18 protein-coding genes are annotated in these 17,475 nt (G+C 46.3%); 6 read left to right on the plus strand and 12 right to left on the minus strand.

Annotated features, from left to right (window positions below; translation table 11 throughout):
- Nucleotides 1-7: 7 nt before the first annotated feature.
- The 8 genes from Q4Q54_RS10115 to Q4Q54_RS10150 form a co-directional block, all read right to left on the minus strand.
- The gene (locus Q4Q54_RS10115) at nucleotides 8-370 is read right to left on the minus strand and encodes an STAS/SEC14 domain-containing protein (protein ID WP_311891169.1); all 363 of its coding nucleotides are present in this window, start codon (nucleotides 368-370) and stop codon (nucleotides 8-10) included.
- Nucleotides 371-524: 154 nt separating this feature from the next.
- The gene (locus tag Q4Q54_RS10120; RefSeq protein ID WP_220776284.1) at nucleotides 525-881 is read right to left on the minus strand and encodes a DUF3802 family protein; all 357 of its coding nucleotides are present in this window, start codon (nucleotides 879-881) and stop codon (nucleotides 525-527) included.
- Between the two features lie 176 nt (nucleotides 882-1,057).
- Nucleotides 1,058-1,633 carry a YceI family protein gene (locus Q4Q54_RS10125; protein ID WP_311891168.1) on the minus strand — a complete coding sequence of 192 codons (576 nt, stop codon included), beginning with the start codon at nucleotides 1,631-1,633 and terminating at the stop codon, nucleotides 1,058-1,060.
- A gap of 160 nt (nucleotides 1,634-1,793) precedes the next feature.
- A complete protein-coding gene (locus Q4Q54_RS10130; RefSeq protein WP_006081277.1) occupies nucleotides 1,794-2,246 on the minus strand; it encodes a YaiI/YqxD family protein in 453 nt (150 codons plus the stop codon).
- 73 nt (nucleotides 2,247-2,319) lie between these two features.
- Nucleotides 2,320-2,958 (minus strand): pyridoxamine 5'-phosphate oxidase, encoded by a 639-nt coding sequence (gene pdxH, locus Q4Q54_RS10135; protein WP_006081276.1) that lies wholly within the window; start codon nucleotides 2,956-2,958, stop codon nucleotides 2,320-2,322.
- Nucleotides 2,959-2,986: 28 nt separating this feature from the next.
- A complete protein-coding gene (locus Q4Q54_RS10140; protein WP_311988378.1) occupies nucleotides 2,987-3,928 on the minus strand; it encodes an adenosylmethionine decarboxylase in 942 nt (313 codons plus the stop codon).
- Nucleotides 3,929-4,091: 163 nt separating this feature from the next.
- Complete coding sequence (gene speA / locus Q4Q54_RS10145) at nucleotides 4,092-6,005, minus strand: biosynthetic arginine decarboxylase (protein ID WP_311988379.1); 1,914 nt, start codon at nucleotides 6,003-6,005, stop codon at nucleotides 4,092-4,094.
- Between the two features lie 487 nt (nucleotides 6,006-6,492).
- The gene (locus Q4Q54_RS10150) at nucleotides 6,493-6,645 is read right to left on the minus strand and encodes a hypothetical protein (protein ID WP_011846564.1); all 153 of its coding nucleotides are present in this window, start codon (nucleotides 6,643-6,645) and stop codon (nucleotides 6,493-6,495) included.
- A 714-nt stretch (nucleotides 6,646-7,359) separates the two neighbouring features.
- On the opposite strand from Q4Q54_RS10150, the gene Q4Q54_RS10155 reads away from it, so the two are divergent.
- The 5 genes from Q4Q54_RS10155 to Q4Q54_RS10175 all read left to right on the plus strand — a co-directional run bounded on the left by Q4Q54_RS10155 (nucleotide 7,360) and on the right by Q4Q54_RS10175 (nucleotide 11,371).
- Nucleotides 7,360-8,202 (plus strand): S1-like domain-containing RNA-binding protein, encoded by an 843-nt coding sequence (locus Q4Q54_RS10155; RefSeq protein WP_311988380.1) that lies wholly within the window; start codon nucleotides 7,360-7,362, stop codon nucleotides 8,200-8,202.
- A 133-nt stretch (nucleotides 8,203-8,335) separates the two neighbouring features.
- A complete protein-coding gene (locus Q4Q54_RS10160; protein WP_311988381.1) occupies nucleotides 8,336-9,028 on the plus strand; it encodes a DUF480 domain-containing protein in 693 nt (230 codons plus the stop codon).
- A 47-nt stretch (nucleotides 9,029-9,075) separates the two neighbouring features.
- Entirely contained in the window at nucleotides 9,076-9,906 is an 831-nt protein-coding gene (locus Q4Q54_RS10165; protein WP_311988382.1) for an ABC transporter permease subunit, read from the plus strand.
- Nucleotides 9,903-10,814: an ABC transporter ATP-binding protein gene (locus Q4Q54_RS10170; protein WP_311906890.1), complete on the plus strand. Its 912-nt coding sequence runs from the start codon at nucleotides 9,903-9,905 to the stop codon at nucleotides 10,812-10,814. The genes Q4Q54_RS10165 and Q4Q54_RS10170 overlap by 4 nt, the downstream gene beginning before the upstream one ends.
- A 263-nt stretch (nucleotides 10,815-11,077) precedes the next feature.
- Nucleotides 11,078-11,371 carry an HU family DNA-binding protein gene (locus Q4Q54_RS10175; protein WP_259511687.1) on the plus strand — a complete coding sequence of 98 codons (294 nt, stop codon included), beginning with the start codon at nucleotides 11,078-11,080 and terminating at the stop codon, nucleotides 11,369-11,371.
- A 159-nt stretch (nucleotides 11,372-11,530) separates the two neighbouring features.
- Here the strand turns inward: Q4Q54_RS10175 and bioD are convergent, their stop codons facing one another.
- The 4 genes from bioD to bioB form a co-directional block, all read right to left on the minus strand.
- The gene (gene bioD / locus Q4Q54_RS10180; RefSeq protein WP_311988383.1) at nucleotides 11,531-12,271 is read right to left on the minus strand and encodes a dethiobiotin synthase; all 741 of its coding nucleotides are present in this window, start codon (nucleotides 12,269-12,271) and stop codon (nucleotides 11,531-11,533) included.
- A gap of 166 nt (nucleotides 12,272-12,437) precedes the next feature.
- Nucleotides 12,438-13,382, minus strand: coding sequence for a methyltransferase domain-containing protein (locus Q4Q54_RS10185; protein WP_311988384.1), 945 nt, complete (start codon nucleotides 13,380-13,382; stop codon nucleotides 12,438-12,440).
- A gap of 64 nt (nucleotides 13,383-13,446) precedes the next feature.
- The gene (locus tag Q4Q54_RS10190) at nucleotides 13,447-14,679 is read right to left on the minus strand and encodes an 8-amino-7-oxononanoate synthase (protein WP_311988385.1); all 1,233 of its coding nucleotides are present in this window, start codon (nucleotides 14,677-14,679) and stop codon (nucleotides 13,447-13,449) included.
- Between the two features lie 149 nt (nucleotides 14,680-14,828).
- On the minus strand, nucleotides 14,829-15,881 hold the full coding sequence (gene bioB, locus Q4Q54_RS10195; protein WP_311988386.1) for a biotin synthase BioB: 1,053 nt from the start codon (nucleotides 15,879-15,881) through the stop codon (nucleotides 14,829-14,831).
- 122 nt (nucleotides 15,882-16,003) lie between these two features.
- Between bioB and bioA the strand changes: the two genes are divergently transcribed.
- Nucleotides 16,004-17,386 carry an adenosylmethionine--8-amino-7-oxononanoate transaminase gene (gene bioA / locus Q4Q54_RS10200; RefSeq protein WP_311988387.1) on the plus strand — a complete coding sequence of 461 codons (1,383 nt, stop codon included), beginning with the start codon at nucleotides 16,004-16,006 and terminating at the stop codon, nucleotides 17,384-17,386.
- Nucleotides 17,387-17,475 lie beyond the last annotated feature (89 nt).

The following is a 17,475-nucleotide window of genomic DNA, read 5'->3' on the forward strand; positions in this document are numbered from 1 at the left end:
AGTCGGCTTACTGATCAAGCCATGCTTTTGCTTGGGTTTGCTCATCGGCAGCAAATACCTTTACAGGGCACGGCAGCATACAGGCAAGCGCATTGACCATAGCGCTTGTTTGAGCTTGGTTAGCAATCATCACCACTCTTGAGAAATCACTTAAATGAAATAAGCCAAGTACTGCATCGTCCCACAGAGCAGCGACGGATATACCTTCAAACTCAGGGGAAAATTCGTACCAGAGGCGAATACTGGCGTGATCTTGCAGCTTAGCTTCAATGGCGGGAACTAGATAGCCTTCAATATCCTTATGGTTAATACGACCAGATGCGACGACTGCCAATATGTCATGGGCATGGCCCGAAGAGATCGTTAGCATTGGATACTCCTTATCAATACACGAAGGGGAAATAGTTAAAGCTCACACACTAAAGATACACAGACAATGACATAAATGCTGGAAAAGAGAGTAGTTTATTTTACGTTAAGCCGATTTGAGCGGCTTGCCACTCAAAGCTAAAGCGCCCTTCTGATTAGGCGCTGACTTGTTGTTTAGCGATTTCTTGATCGAACAAATTCTTAATTAAACCGGAAAATTCGGTAATAAATAACGTCTGAGCAGGTGTAGCTTTATGATTGGCAACTGAAGCTAAAATCTCTTCTAAATCATACACAATCGCATCAACTTCGCGGATAATCATGTTGCGCTGCGCGAAAGACAATGACGGATTTTGACCACACACCATAATGATCTGCGCCGACAATTGCTCTTCAAACAATTCCATCACAGTATCGTCTGAAATCACCTCAGAACTTGGTGTTTCAAATAAGCCAAGATGTTCAGTTAAATACTGGACCAAATGCATGTAACCATCTTTATCTGTGACCATTTTTTACCCTTTAAACTCATTAACTTAATATCTAGTGTGGTGCTATTAATACCACAATCGGAAATATCAAAGAAGCCGAAAATTCGGCTTCTCATCGAGATCCAGCATACGCCACTTATTTAACTCTAGCCTATCTTCGATAACTGACGTATTGATCTACACCAATCTTATTGAAGTTACTGAGTTAAGGTTAGTACAAATGACACAGGAACAGCTTGGCTAATGCTCGATAAACCCGCAATTTCACGTAATTTATCAATGCCTGCGACAAGATCAAACTCATTGGCATTCACAATTATCGGCTGAAAACTGTTCACTAACAGCTTTTTATCAGAAACTTTAGTGATAATTACCGAAAAAGTTTTAGTTTGCGATTTACCATGCAATGCAATTTTACCATCGATATCAACGACTTTAGTCTCACCAATGCCGAGATCTTTTAGCATTTTAGTGTCAACTTGAGACGACAGTTTAAGCTCAGGATATAAAGACACTTCGAACAATAAGTTCTGCATCCGCTCATCGCGGACATCAATACCTGTGGCGACGCCAATTAACGGAATGGTTAATTCGAATTGACCATCCTCTTTTAACGTACCTTTGAGTTGTTTAAAGTGATGGACTTCACCAATGTCACCTTTCTTTACCGAAATAAAACTGACTCGCGAATCTTGATCCATCACTTGCCATTGCGCGGCGCAGCTAAAACTGGCCATAGCCGATAAGGCAACAATTCCCATCCATTTTTTCATCGTATCAGTCCTCAAAAAGTGAGTTTAAAAGCCATGCAGTAAAGCAAATCGACATCTGCAGCAGGCGAAAATCCTGCCCAGTTAAACGTGACCCACATCACCTAACTTAAGCTAAGCTAAAGATACTCTTTTTATCCATTAGCGACCAGTAAACTATGCTTCATACTCTAACTAGCCATTTATCTAAGCTATTGGCAAAAGCCTGTTTATCCGCTTGGGAAAACGAATCCGGCCCGCCGGTATGCACACCTGAACCCCGCAAATCTTCCATAAAATCGCGCATCGTCAGCTTTTGTTTTATGTTATCGACGGTATAAAGCTCGCCGCGGGGATTGAGTGCCAAGGCGCCCTTTTCGATGATTAAAGCCGCTAAGGGAATGTCCGCGGTGATCACTAAATGCGTTGGCTCGACATGGTCGACAATGTATTGATCCGCCACATCAAAACCCGCACCAACGCGAATTTGGCTGATATAGGGCGATGGCGGTACACGGATCATTTGATTGGCCACCAGCACCAGCGGCAAAGCTTTACGCTCCGCCGCGCGGAACAGAATTTCTTTAATGGGATTGGGGCATGCGTCCGCGTCAACCCAAATTTTATAATCACTCAATGTCTTTTAACTCTGTTGGTGTTAGGTTCACTGGCTCAATTATACACAGTGCTATGCCGTACTATGCGCCCTACTATGGTGCTAAACGATCGATTTCCCACTCAGCATCATGGCGTGTATAAATAAAACGATCATGCAGCCTGTGTTCTCCACCCTGCCAAAATTCGATACTCGAAGGTCTGACTAAGTAACCACCCCAAAAACTGGGTAAAGGCACATCGCCCTTGGCGAACTTAGCCTTCATTTCGAAGAATTTACCTTCAAGTACTTGTCTCGCGCTGAGTTTACTCGACTGCTGCGACACCCAAGCGGCAATTTGACTGTCCTTAGGACGGGTCATAAAGTATTTAAGCACTTCGGCGGTAGACAGCGCCTGCGCTTCTCCGAGCACCGATACTTGGCGCTCTAAAGGATGCCAAGGGAAATGCAAACTGACTTTATTATTGGCGGCAATTTGCTGGGCTTTGCGGCTGCCTAAGTTGGTAAAAAACACGAAGCCAGTGTCATCAAAACGCTTAAGTAACACTATCCGTTGAAAAGGTTGGCCGTGTTCGTCCACAGTCGCCACACACATAGCGGTTGGATCGCTAAGTTCCGCATCCCTCGCCTGCGTCATCCACAATTCAAACAAGTCCATCGGGTTTTGCGGTAAGTCGGCACGTCTTAAGCCGCCTTTAGCATACTCGCGGCGGATATCACTGAGATCTGTCATGGGGTTTCCTTAAACAAATGCCAAAAAATTACATGAATTCAGGGATCAGCACTTCAGCCTCAAGCTGCTGATAGTGACTAAAACTAATGTCATAACCTTGCTCGGTCGTTAATGAGCCACGCCCTAAGCATAAATGGGCAGGAAATCCCTGCGTTAAGTCGTCGGTATTAAAGCGGATGGTGTCCCAGCTGATGGGAGAAAACAGCGCTAATAGCCGTCCCAAGATATCTTGCGGATACTGGGCTAAATCAAGATTCGTTTCAAAGCTCACATAGGAACTGGCGCAGGCATTCTCGCTTTGGGGCGTGATATGCAAGGTGACATAATATTTGCCCCAGAGGCCATTCATCGAAAAACCTGAGGGGTCAAATAAATGGGCGTCAATCTCAAATTCGGGGAGTAAATCGTTAAGTTCGAGTGCGGCGCAAATTTCAGCTTTGCTTTGCGAGCCACCATTAAGATAGTCGGCCAATTCACCACGAATGTGGTACATCAGCAGCTCACTGGTTTGATCATCCTTTGGTGCTCGATAATCACTATCAGAGCAGAAAAAATAATGATGGTGACTGTCTAAATGCCCCACTCTCATTGCCTTACCCGCGATACGCTGACGCAGCTTGCCGACATCATCGGCAAAACTGCTGGCTTGCAGGTGGGCTTGGTATTCGTTTTTACGCTGATAACTCACCAGCGCCATCGCAGATACGCCAAGCGCATCGATAAAATAACAAGCGGCATCCACTAAAGTGCTATTGCCGCAGGTGAGCATGACAAATCTGTCGTGCCATACGAATAAGCTGGATTCGCTCAACAGGTAAGCATCGCAGTCAGCATTACTAATCTGCGACAAAATCTCGGCATGGGCACAATTGACTAAGGCTGACCAAAAGCTCACATCGAGTTCGCGTAAATTCAGCGCAGACGCCGCCACGATGATCTCAAGTTTCTTTTCTGAGCCTTCAAAAAACATCAAATCCTTAACCCCATTAAACGCTATGCGCCCTTGCTGTCGACATCCTTTATACCAATTTGGCTCCCACGAACGATAAATAAATATCGTCCAGAAAGCAAAAATCAGCCTAAGTGACCTTAGGCTGATTTATTTTAACACACTAAATCTTAAGAAAAATATCTTAAGAAAAATCTTCCAAGTAAGTGTAGCCTTTCAGGCCAACTTGCAGTTCTTCTAAAATTTGTGCGCGTTCATCTTCGGCAATATGCAGATTCACTAACTCTTCGTAAGTGCGCATAAAGGCCACTGCATCTAAGTTAACGTAACGCAATACGTCAGCGACAGTATCACCCGCCAATACCGATTCAATGTTAGTCACACCGTTATCTTCGATGCGAACAACCGCAGAGTTAGTATCACCAAACAGGTTATGCATATCACCCAAGATTTCTTGGTATGCGCCCACAAGGAAGAAACCAATCAGGTACGGGCTATCCGCACTCCAGGCTGGTACTGGCAATGTAGTTTCAATCCCTTGACCATCAACGTATTGATCAACAATACCGTCGGAGTCACAGGTGATATCGAGCATCACAGCACGGCGCTCAGGGGCTTTATCTAAACCCGATAACGGCAATACTGGGAACACTTGATCAATACCCCAAGCATCGGGTAATGACTGGAATAATGAGAAGTTAACAAAGAACTTATCGGCTAACTTTTCATTGAGTTCATCAATAATCGGTCTGTGATAACGGTTCTTCGCACTCAATAGCCCTTGCACTTCATGGCACACACGCAGGTTAGCTTGTTCAGCCCACGCACGCTCCGCTAAGCTCAATTGACCTAAAGCGAATAGCGAATGCGCTTCTTGTAAGTCACTTTGGCTATCGTGGTAAATCTCAATCAAGGCGCGTTGATCGGCGCGGCCGCTGATCTCTGACCATGAATGCCACATGTTATGCAATAACTGTGGTGACTCTTCAGCAGGGGCTTGAATATCTTCAGGCTGATAGGCTTCAGTACCGATAACATCGGTGATAAGCACAGCGTGATGCGCCGTTAAGTAACGACCCGATTCTGAAATAATACGTGGCATAGGCTGCTCGTATTCATTACAGATGTCGGTCAATACGTTAACGATATTGTTAGCGTATTCGGTCAGGCCGTAGTTCATCGAGTTATTACTTTGGCTACGTGTGCCATCGTAATCCACCGCTAAACCACCGCCAACGTCGAAGCAGTTAACACTTGCGCCTAATTCACGTAATTCACAGTAGAAGCGACCCGCTTCACTCACACCTTGGCGAATATCACGAATGTTGGCGATTTGCGAACCTAAGTGGAAATGCAGTAACTGCAGCGAATCCAGCATGTCGTGTAGCTTAAGTTGTTCAACCACCAGCAAAATTTGTGCTGCTGATAGACCGAACTTAGACTTCTCGCCACCGCTCGCCTGCCATTTGCCTTTGCCTTGGAATGCTAAACGCGCACGCAAACCTAAACGCGGTTTAACGCCCAAACGTTTAGATTCAGCTAACACCATTTTCAGTTCAGACAGTTTTTCTAAAACGATGTAAACCTTATGGCCTAACTTTTCACCAATCAGTGCTAAACGGATATATTCATTATCTTTATAACCATTACATACAATGACTGAACTGGCTTTTTGCGCCATGGCTAACACAGCCATCAGCTCAGGCTTACTGCCCGCTTCTAAACCCAGTTGTGGTACTTCTTTTGATGCCTGACTCGCCAGGATCTCTTCCACCACAGTTTGCTGTTGGTTTACTTTAATCGGGTAAACCAGCAAATAGTCCGCCTGATACTCGTACTTCTGTATCGCTTGGTCGAATGCTTGGCACAAACTGTTCACTCTGTGGTGCAGGATCTGCGGAAAACGAACTAGTACAGGCAAAGCGACGCCCGCTTTAACCATGTCTTTGGCTAGCTCATTTAAGCCAATCTTGTAATCAGGATTTTTTGGGTCCGGTGACACTGTCACCTCACCGTGATCGCTGATCCCATAAAAACCTTGGCTCCAGTGAGTAACATTGTACCCAGCACGAGCATCATCAATAGACCAATCATTCATTATTATTTAGCCCGTCTATTAAAAAATGGGTTAAACGGTTATGACTTAATAGCACAACCGCCCGTTCGACAAACCCAGGCAAAGGGACACCTTACCTGACATACACGAAGGTAGATTTTACCTTCTACTTAATGCCGCAACGTCACGCTAGTGTAAGTGACATTGCCGCGATTTTCATTAATAGCGCAAGAGACAATTCATCTTAACGCACTATATCCTATCATATTGATGGAGAAGCTTATTCCCTTCTCCCAGTAAAGCTATCTTTACTTGCCTCGCCTGTATTTATCTTAAGGCTAAAGGCCGCAAATACCGCCAAAAAGCCGAATGAAGTCCTGAGTCGCATCCTTAAAACATCAAGCTAATAAGCAGCTTAAAGACGTTCGAAAGAAGTTAAGACCTTCAGAAACCGATAACACAAGTAGAAAACGAAAACCGACAACACCGAACTAGCGAAAACGCCAAACCAGCTTATCTCTAGGCAAGATTATTTTAACAGGGGACTATTGGCTTCTTCGCGGCCAGAATTGATGCGGATCAACGTGAGATGCTTAAGGCCAGTATCATCGTATGGCACGACAATCGAGCGTTGGCATTGTGACACTTTTAGGCAAAGTGCAAAAAATGGATGCTTGTGCATTAGCTAATAAAAACCCTCTTAACCCCATGTAATTCGATATGTTGTCAATTACACGGTTAATGACTGCTGAACCATAAAACCTTTACTACTCACGTAATATTTGTAATGTCTCTAACGAGCGAAGTCGTTGAACGGCGCAATTAAACCGCGCAATGTCACAGAATGCAAGCAAGAATCTCATTTAATATTTCGCATTAAAATATAATAAACACCCGCTTAACAACCACCTACTGAGTATTAGCGTTAAGCTGAATAATATTAGCCAGTTAGCGCATGAACGCCGTACTCGTCTGTTCAATATTTTTTAATAGCCTTTGTAACTTTTTTGACATTTATTGCCGCAAATAACCCTTCATTTTGTGTGTCACTTTAGCCCCGCCCACGTGCAGTCATTGGCTAAAGCCTAGCGCTCAATATCACATTGCAAAATTCAGCACCAATAAGCCATAAACCTAAGCCATAAACCGAGGCGCAATTCCACCTTAAAACTTAAGACAATCCCAGATACCAATATGAGGTCATTCCTAGTAACAATCCTCATCACTTTTCCAACCACATTTCTTGTCATAGCCCTTACCAACATCCAACTAAACAGCGGTGATGATTAACGGCTGAATCGCCCTAAGATAAAACCCAAAGACAATAATGCTGCAGTTTCAGCACCGAAGTGTATAATCGCAGCCGAATCACATTCCATTATGCACAGAGAGATCCATGGTACAGATAGGTAAAACCTGCAAACTTGAGGTTGTAAAACAAGTCAGCTTTGGCGTGTATTTAAACGCCCACGAATTAGGGCAAGTACTGCTGCCAAACAAAGTCACCCCAAAAGACTGCCAAGTCGGTGATCTGCTTGACGTGTTTCTGTATCTAGATTCTGAAGATATCGTGATTGCCACCACGCGCCGTCCATTGGCACAGGTAGGCGAATTTGCTTATTTAAAAGCCGTTGCAACCGGTCCTTATGGCGCCTTTTTAGATTGGGGCTTAGATAAAGACTTATTGCTGCCCTTTGGTGAGCAACACAAGCCTATCGAAGAAGGTCGCTCTTATCTGGTTTATGTGCACGCTAACCGCGCCGATGAACGCATCATGGCCTCATCAAAAATCGATAAGTTCCTCGATAAGACAGAGCCAGAGTACGCTGTCGGTGAGCAGGTCGATTTATATATCGGCGGCACCACAGATTTAGGCTACAAAGCCATTATTAATCATGCCCATTGGGGCGTGATTTACGAAAACGAAGTGTTCCAAAAACTGCGTTTCGGCCAAAGACTCAAAGGTTTCATCAAACAAGTGCGCCGCGACGGCAAAATTGATCTTGTGCTGCAACAAGGCTGCAAGCAAGAGTTGGATAAGCACGCCCACATTATCCTGATCAAACTCAAACAGGCTGGCGGCTTCTTAGCCCTAACCGATAAAACCGATGCTGAAATCATTTACGATCAGCTTGGTATGAGCAAAAAAGCCTTTAAAAAAGCCATAGGTGGTTTATTTAAGAATGGTCAACTGAGTATAGATAATGATGGCCTGCGTTTAACTGAAACAGCAGAATAATCAACTCTATTCAGTACTTAGCGTTAAAGTTGTACAGTTTACCGCCACTAAGGCAGAGTTTGACTGACAACTCCTAGGATATTAAGCATGGCTCTGTTATAAACAAAGCCATGCTTTTTTCTTTGGAGCTTATATGGAACTCACGTTACACGAAGCCAGAGTCATCGGATGCCTGCTTGAGAAAGAAATCACCACCCCTGAGCAATATCCACTCTCGCTAAACTCATTGACCTTAGCCTGCAATCAAAAAACCAGTCGCGAGCCGGTACTCGAACTCAGCGAAACCCAAGTACAAATTGCCGTCGATTCCCTTAATCGTAAACGTTTGATCAGCGAACAATCGGGATTTGGCAGCCGCGTCGTGAAATACAAGCACAGATTCTGCAATACCGAATTCAGTGAACTTCAACTGTCCTCCGCCGCACTCGCCATCGTCTGTTTGTTGCTATTACGTGGTCCACAAACGCCAGGAGAACTGCGCACTCGCAGTAATCGCCTACACGAATTTAAAGACGTGATCGAAGTGGAAGATTGCATCCGCCAATTAATGAGCCGCGAAAAACCTTTCTTAAAACAGTTGCCCAGAGAAGCCGGTCGCCGCGAATCCCGTTATGTGGAATTATTCTCTGCCGCCTCGTCGCAGCTCGAAACTGCGCAGCCAGATAATACTCAAACTGCCAGCCAGACTACCAACCATAGTGCCGCCCATGTCGCAGTGTCTTTGGCTGCTGAGCCGCATGAATTAACCCAAAGAGTGACAGAGCTTGAGCAACAGGTGGCTGAACTGACGCAAAAGCTCGATGAGTTAATCGCCTCGTTGAGTTAATCGTCTTTTAAAGCTAATCATAGCGTCAAGAATAATAGAGACAGCACATGACTAATAATCCACCCAGCAGTTTCAACAACATGCTTATTATCGCCATGTTTGAACTGCGTAAATTTTTATTTAATACCCGAGGGATCATCGCCTTGGTCGCCTTTGGTTTAGTGTGGGGCGTACTCCTGCTTTATCCCATTCAAAGCGCATCGGCGATGTTATTGCAGCCCAATGTAAAAGATGTCATCGACAGCTTATTTGGGGCCAATACCCTCAACGTGCTCTTTGAGTGGCCTGTAGCCGAAATGGCGGTGTTTTGGTGCTTTGCGCTGTATTTATTCCCACTGTTCAGTATTTTGATCGCCGCCGATCAATTCTCTTCCGATAAAACCCGTGGCACACTGCGCTTTTTAACCCTGCGCACTAGCCGTGACAGCTTATTGTTCGGGCGTTTTCTCGGCCAAATTCTGATCCAAGGCTTGCTGATCCTATTGACGATTATCGCCACTGTCGCCATCGCGCTCAGCCGTGACAGCCAGCTTTTTTTACCGGCGTTAACCTCTGGCGCCTTAGTTGGCCTTAACCTCATCATAGTGATCTTGCCCTACACGGCAGTGATGACCTTATTGTCCCTGTATGCGCGCACGGCACGCCAAGCTATGGTGTTTGCGACCATTTTATGGACTGTGATTTCCATCGCCATCATGGTGTTAGGCAGCCAATCTAACGTATTGGCTCAGCTGCAATGGATATTACCCGGTGCTCAGTTGTCGGACATGCTCAATACCAATGGACTCAATAGTTTAGTTTATGCCCCTATTCCACTGATCCAAACCGCTGCGGCCCTCTTACTCGGCAGAATGTATATGCAAAGGAGCTCGCTATGAGTCTGATCCAATGCCAAGGACTGTCAAAGCTTTACGGCAGCAAAAAGGCGCTGAATGATGTTAACTTCAGCCTAGAAGCGGGTGCCCCCATCGCCCTTGTTGGTCCCAATGGTGCGGGTAAAACCACGCTTTTTAGCCTGTTATGCGGCTATATGTCGCCAAGTGCCGGAACAATAACCCTGCTAGGTGAAGCGCCTAATAGCCCTAAACTTTTAGGTAAAATTGCCGCTTTACCCCAGGATGCGGTGCTCGATCCCAATTTGACCATTGTTAGCCAATTAAGCTTTTTCGCGCGTTTGCAGGGCATGGGCGTTGAACAAGCCAGACAAGAGGCCATTCGCGTATTGACCTTAGTCGATTTGGCGGATGTCGCCGAGCAAAAACCACCAAGCCTCAGCCACGGTATGAGTAAACGCGTATCGATTGCGCAGGCGCTAATCGGCTCGCCAGAGTTAGTGCTATTGGATGAGCCGACCGCGGGGCTCGATCCTGCCAACGCGAAAAAAGTCCGCGAGCTGGTCAAAGCCCTATCGCCCACCACAACTTTTATGATCAGCTCGCATAATCTCGATGAGCTCGAAAAGCTGTGCGATCAGGTGTTGTATTTAGACAAGGGACAATTGAGCCAAGCCGTGTCTATGCATGCATCGACCGACAGTGATTACCTGACGTTAACCATGCAAAGCTGTGACAGTGATTTGCTGCAAGCGGAAGTGACGAAACTGGCGGGCGTGGTGAACGTCAGCTCAAAACAGAGCAAGGTGTTTATTATCCAGCTTGCCACGGATGCAGAAAAAGCACAGAACAGTGATATTGAAATGCGCCTATTTACCCTATTCAACCAACATAAGTGGCAATACAAGATGCTGCTGAAAGGTCGTACCTTGGAAGAAACGCTCTTTTCATAGGCGAACTTTAAAAAGTTGGCTTCACATAAGCCAGCCGTTGAATAATGCAGCTCATGACTTAAGCGCAACCCAGTTGCGCTTAAGTTTTCGACTCAAAACTGACAAGTACTCAAAACCGACAAGATTACCGCTCAATATACCAACACTCTGTTTTCAATAAAGTTACAAGCCAGTCAATAAAACACCACTCGACCGCGCTAAGCTGGCTATGGCTTTCAATCTTAAGGCGAGCTTGTTATAACTCCCCTTCGATTGAACCTAAGCTGACTTCAGAGGTTTCTATGAACAAAGCACAACTTATCCAACGTATTGCCGCCGAGCTCAATGCATCGCAAGCGAGCACTAAACCTGTGGTTGAGCAGATTTTGCAACAGATCCACATCGCCTTAAGCGAAGGTGAAAAAATCTACCTGCCACAATTTGGCACCTTTGAATTGAGATACCATGTCGCTAAAACGGGCCGTAATCCACAAACGGGCGAAACCATCGAAATCGACGGCTACAATCAGCCCAGCTTTAAAGCCTCAACGGCATTGAAGCAACAGATCAATCGCTAATAGCGACGCTTATCGTTAATGTGCAGTCACTCATTTGCGAACATTAATCGGCAGCCTTGATAGAAATAAGCCTCACCTAATGTGAGGCTTTTGGTCTGAAAACATTACGATAGCACCTAGCTGAAAGTATTAAGCGGCTAAACATTAGTTAGGCACTGCCTATGCATTAGCCTCTGCGCTTTGAAAAAGCGGCGAAGTATTAAGATAATCGGCGGCATTTTCAACACTGGGATCATCAAGAAAAGGCACACAGCCGAGGAAAGGTGCAGACATCATCTCTTTAAGACTCGCCAAGTTTTCCGCAAACATACTCATATTCGGGTCGACACAATTGGCAACCCAGCCAATAATCTTAAGCCCGTCAGCCAATATAGCCTCTTGAGTGAGCAGTGCGTGATTTAAGCAGCCGAGTTTCATGCCCACCACCAGTATCACTGGCAGTTCTAATTTCTGTACCACTTCCGATAAATATCTCCCCTCGCCTAAGGGTAAACGCCAGCCACCCGCGCCCTCAATCAAACAAAAATCCGCTTGAGCAAACGCTGCTAAATCCAAGCTTTCGATAATGACTTCAGGCGCTAAACCCACGCCCACTTGGGCGGCAGCAATATGCGGCGCAATCGCAGGCTCGAAGGTAAAAGGATTGATGGTGGAATAGGCCAGTTTTAGTGAAGATGACGTCATCAGTTGCAGCGCATCGGCATTACGTAAGCCTTCGGAGGTTTGCGCACAGCCCGAGGCGATGGGCTTAACACCTAAGGTAGACAGCGTGTTAGAAGCCAAAATACTCACAGCCGAGTCAGCGCTGGCTATCGCGCCCAAACGGTTTACTGCGGTTAACAGCGCCGATGAAACTAAGGTTTTACCACTGTCGGTATCTGTACCTGTTACAAAAAACATATTAGATCCTTATCTGTCGCTATGAGTTGTGCTTTGTTAAGCCCACTCTCCATAAGCTAAATGTCCATATAGCTAACGATCTCTATACGTAATGTTAAAAATCCAACGTTTTCTAGATATTAGTGCTAATTAATAATGCCATGACTAAAGGCATAATATGTGAACTTTAAAACCTGCGCCGAGCACGTATTTGAACTATCTGGTAGGTTAAAGGCAAACCTTGGGGTAAACGTAGCGATTCAGCTTTGGCCTGCATGGCCAGCCAATCTTGACGACCACGCAGCCGTGGAGTGAATTCTGAAGCACTCACTGTTGAACCTGAAACCCGAGTTGTTGAACTGGCGACATGTACAGAAGCCCCCACACCTTTAATTGAATAGAGTAGTGCCTTAAGAGTGTCAAAATACACTGTCATAGGGACGAGTTGCACTTCAAGTAATTCCCATGTATCGAGTTTAAATGCAGCCTTGAGTGCTTGCATCGTCGAAAAGTCATTCACTCTTAACCCTAATTCAGCTAATTGATTCAAACTCCCCTGCGCTACTAGGCTCAAATGACACTCACCGTTCGGCTTAAGTACCCGCGCCATTTCGGCTACCGCAGCAGGAAAATCAGCACACCATTGCAGGGCTAGATTAGAGTAAATAACATCCATGCTGCCATTGGTAAAAGGTAAACACTGCGCATCGGCACATACGCCATGATAATCGGGATAAGACTGTTTTAGCTTTTGTAGCATGCCAAGGGCAATATCCACGGCAAATACTGTTGTGGATGAATTTTGCGTAGAGAGATCCGCTGGTTGAGACACACTGTGATACCCAGAAAAATCCGTGCCTGGGCCAGCCCCTATATCTAACAGATAACCTGCTGCCGAAAACTCACTGAGTAAACTGGCAGCGCTCAGGCGTTGTAATTGATTATGATCTTGGTAACTATGGGCCGCTGCGGAAAAACGTTCAGCAATTTGAGTCCCGTGCACATTGGACACAGTCCCCGCGAGAACGCCCCCATTAAGCTCACTCAGCTTAAGATCGCAAGAAATAAACTTGTTTGACTCATGAGCAAATTCACTACAGCTTGGATCACTAGACTTTATCAGGCTTGGCATTTTAACTAACACTCAACCATAAAAACTTAACATTCAATAAAATAACGCGATCTATAGGGTACATTTATCTGTACTCATCGGCAGATTCTCGTTCACTGACAAGCGGGATACCAACACGACTGAGCACTTGGGCTAATTGCTCAACACAAGCAGCAATATCTTCAGGGCTATGGGTCGCCGTTAAGGTAATGCGTAACCGCGCCGACCCTACAGGCACCGTCGGCGGGCGAATCGCCCCAACCCAAATGCCCGCGGCTCTTAACGCTTCGGCGACTTGCAGGGTTTGCTGCGCATCGCCAATGATCAACGGCTGAATTGCGGTATCCGAACCTAAAAGGGGCACGGCAGCATCGAGGCATAACTGTTTGAATAGCGAAATATTCTCAAGCAGCTTTTGCTGTAACTCAAGATGTGCAGTGCAGTACCGAGTCGCAGCTAACGCTAATGCGGCATTGGCGGGCGATAAGGCGGTCGAATAAATATATTCGCGGGCATTACTGACCAAAAAGTCGATCAGCGCCTGACTCCCCAAAACCGCTGCGCCTTGGCAACCTAATGCCTTACCAAAGGTCACCACTTGCACATCGATAAGCTTGGCGGCTTTATCTCTTACATCACTATTTTGATAGTCACCGAGCACCGCAAAACCATGGGCATCATCAACAATCAACCAAGTATTCTGTTGACGACAAAGCGCCGATAACTGAGTGATCGGCGCACAATCCCCGTCCATGCTAAACACGCTTTCTGTGATTAACGCCGATGCGTGATTTCGAGTCAGAAGCCGCTCAGCGCTCTCAAGGGAATTGTGTAAAAAACGTTTAAGCTGCGCACCGCTGTCCTGCAAACCATCGATAATTGAGGCGTGCACAAGTTTATCGGCAATCACAGTATCTTGCTGATCAAACAAGGTTTTCATTAACGCCGTATTGGCACTAAAGCCCGAGCAGAATAGTAATCCCGCTTCATGCCCCGTTAAGGCGCAGAGTTCACATTCAAGTGTGACATGCGCATCACTGTACCCTGTCACTAAGGGCGATGCGCCGCTACCCACACCGTAGGTCTGCGCACCAAGATGCAGCGCTTCAACCAACTCAGGAACGCGGGATAAGCCTAAATAATCATTACTGCTAAAATTGATATAGGCGCGACCTTCAAACACAAAGCGCGGACTCGAAGTGGGTGCGTTAACATCAAAGCTGTGATCAACACTCAGCATTTTACGTTGCCGTAATAAACCTTGCTCACGTAAGGCTTGCTGACGGGCGGCAATTTTCATCTCGAGCAGAGAACTCATCGATTTAGCCTCAAGAATGATTGTCTTAAAAATGCTGCTTGAAAATGGAGTGCGGCCAATAAAGCTATCGGCCGCAATCAAAATAGGCTGCAGCCAACAAGGTTTACAGGCTATTCGACCTGTTTGTCGGACAACATGCGCTAGTAATATTACAAAGCCGCCGCGTCATAGAATTGTGCCGATGACTTATCTTGATAGGCCACCGCTTTGGCTAGAACAGCACTTTCTTCTTCCAATTTTGCCGCAGCGCCCTGTTCTGGGCGTAAGCCTAAACGTCGGAATAGCCCCATATCATCGCTTTCTTCTGGGTTTGGCGTGGTCAGCAATTTACAACCGTAGAAAATCGAGTTGGCGCCAGCAAAGAAACACATGGCCTGCAGTTCATCACTCATATTTTCGCGCCCCGCCGATAAACGCACGCGCGAAAGTGGCATTAAAATACGCGCTACAGCAATAGTACGCACAAACTCGAGTGGATCGAGATCGTCAAGTTTCTCAAACGGCGTACCCGCCACTTTGACTAACATATTGATCGGTACTGAATCAGGATGCTGGGGTAAATTGGCCAGCTGTTGCAGTAAGCCTGCACGATCCGTCGCCTTTTCACCCATGCCGACAATCCCACCAGAACACACTTTCATGCCAGAGGCACGCACATGTGTCAGGGTATCTAAACGATTTTGATAGGTACGAGTGGTGATCACATCGCCGTAGTATTCAGGCGAAGTATCTAAATTGTGGTTGTAATAATCTAAGCCTGCGCCAGCTAAATCGTTCGCCTGCTCTTCAGAAAGCATGCCAAGCGTCATGCAGGTTTCCATGCCTAAGGCTTTGACTTCTTGTACCATTTGCTTAAGGTACGGCATGTCTTTTTCTTTCGGGTTACGCCAAGCGGCACCCATACAGAAACGAGATGCCCCCGCGGCTTTAGCACTGCGCGCTTCGGTCAGCACAGTTTCCATTGCCAGCAAACGCTCTTTCTCTAGACCTGTGTCATAACGGGCGCTCTGCGGGCAGTATTTACAATCCTCAGGGCAAGCACCGGTTTTAATCGATAACAAGCGGCTAATTTGCACTTCATTGGGATCGTAGACTTCACGGTGAATGCTGTGGGCTTTAAATAACAAATCATTCATCGGCAGCGCAAATAAGGCTTCGATTTCTTCCCGCTTCCAATCATGACGAACTTGCAACTGCGACATTGAACACCCTTTTTATTCTGTCTTTTATCTTGGCTAGGATAACCTCAGCCCTTAAACTGTCAACGCCAACCAGTGAACTCAGTTTACTACTGGCTACTTTACCACCAACCTAGTGAGCATTTATGCGCAATTTACTCGATTTTGATTTTGATAGCGCCCATATTTGGCATCCTTACACCTCAATGACCCGTTCTCTTCCTGTTTTTGGTGTACATAGCGCAAAGGGCTGCGAGCTCGAACTCGTCGATGGCCGCAAGCTAGTCGATGGCACTAGCTCATGGTGGGCCTGCGTGCACGGTTATGCGCATCCCGAGATATTAACCGCGATGGAAAAACAACTGCATCAGCTGAGCCATGTAATGTTTGGCGGCATCACCCATGAGCCCGCCATTGAACTGTGTAAAAAACTTATCGCTATGACCTGCGAGCCGCTGACGAAAGTCTTTTTATGCGACTCTGGCTCTATCTCAGTGGAAGTGGCGATCAAAATGGCGCTGCAATATTGGCAAGGTCAAAGCTTACAAGGAAAGAGTTGGCAAGATCAAAGCTCGCAGGAACAAATCGCACATCAAGATCTACCGCTAAAACAACGTATTCTTACCGTTAAGAAGGGATATCACGGCGATACCTTTGCCGCCATGAGCGTGTGCGATCCCGAAGGTGGCATGCACACTATGTTCGGCGATGCGGTCACTAAGCAATCCTTTGTGCCTGCACCACAAACCGCCTTTGGCGAAGCCTTACAAGCCGATGATTTAACAGCAATGCGCGACATATTAAGCATTAATCACCATGAGATTGCCGCTGTGATCGTAGAGCCGATCATGCAAGGCGCAGGCGGAATGCGTTTCTACAGCGCAGATTATTTAGTGGGTCTTCGTGCCCTGTGTGATGAATATAATGTGCTGCTTATCCTCGATGAAATCGCCACGGGTTTTGGCCGAACCGGTAAGCTGTTTGCCTATGAACATGCCAATATTACCCCAGATATCTTATGTTTAGGTAAAGCGCTAACGGGCGGTTACATCGGCCTAGCAGCAACGCTATGTACCGATAACGTCGCCCAAGGAATCAGCCAATCTCCCGCCGGCGTGTTTATGCATGGGCCGACGTTTATGGGTAACCCGCTGGCCTGCGCGGCCGCGTGTGCAAGCGTAGACTTAATCAATCGCAATGAATGGCAAGCGCAAGTGGCCGCTATCGAGCAGCAAATGCGCTTAGAACTTAAGGATGCGATTAACTTACCAAGCGTAAAAGATGTGCGAGTGCTCGGCGCAGTGGGCGTGTTAGAGATGCACGAACCCGTCAACACAGCAGAGTTGCAGCAACAATTTGTTGATTTAGGCGTGTGGGTTCGCCCCTTCGCTAACCTTATCTATATCATGCCGCCCTATGTAATTAGCCCGGCGCAATTAAGCCAACTCACCCGTGCGATGAAGCTAGTTGCAACAAGCATTAAGGCATCATCCGCCTGTGCCGAGCCACAGCTTATTAGCCACGGTTAATACCAACAGCATAAGCCTTCAACGTAATCATCCTTCAAATAGATAACCCTCTGCGCATCGTTAAAAGTGCGCAGGGGTTTAAACTAAGC

This window comes from Shewanella sp. SP2S2-4, from assembly GCF_031932025.1.
In the GTDB taxonomy this organism is placed as follows: domain Bacteria; phylum Pseudomonadota; class Gammaproteobacteria; order Enterobacterales; family Shewanellaceae; genus Shewanella; species Shewanella baltica.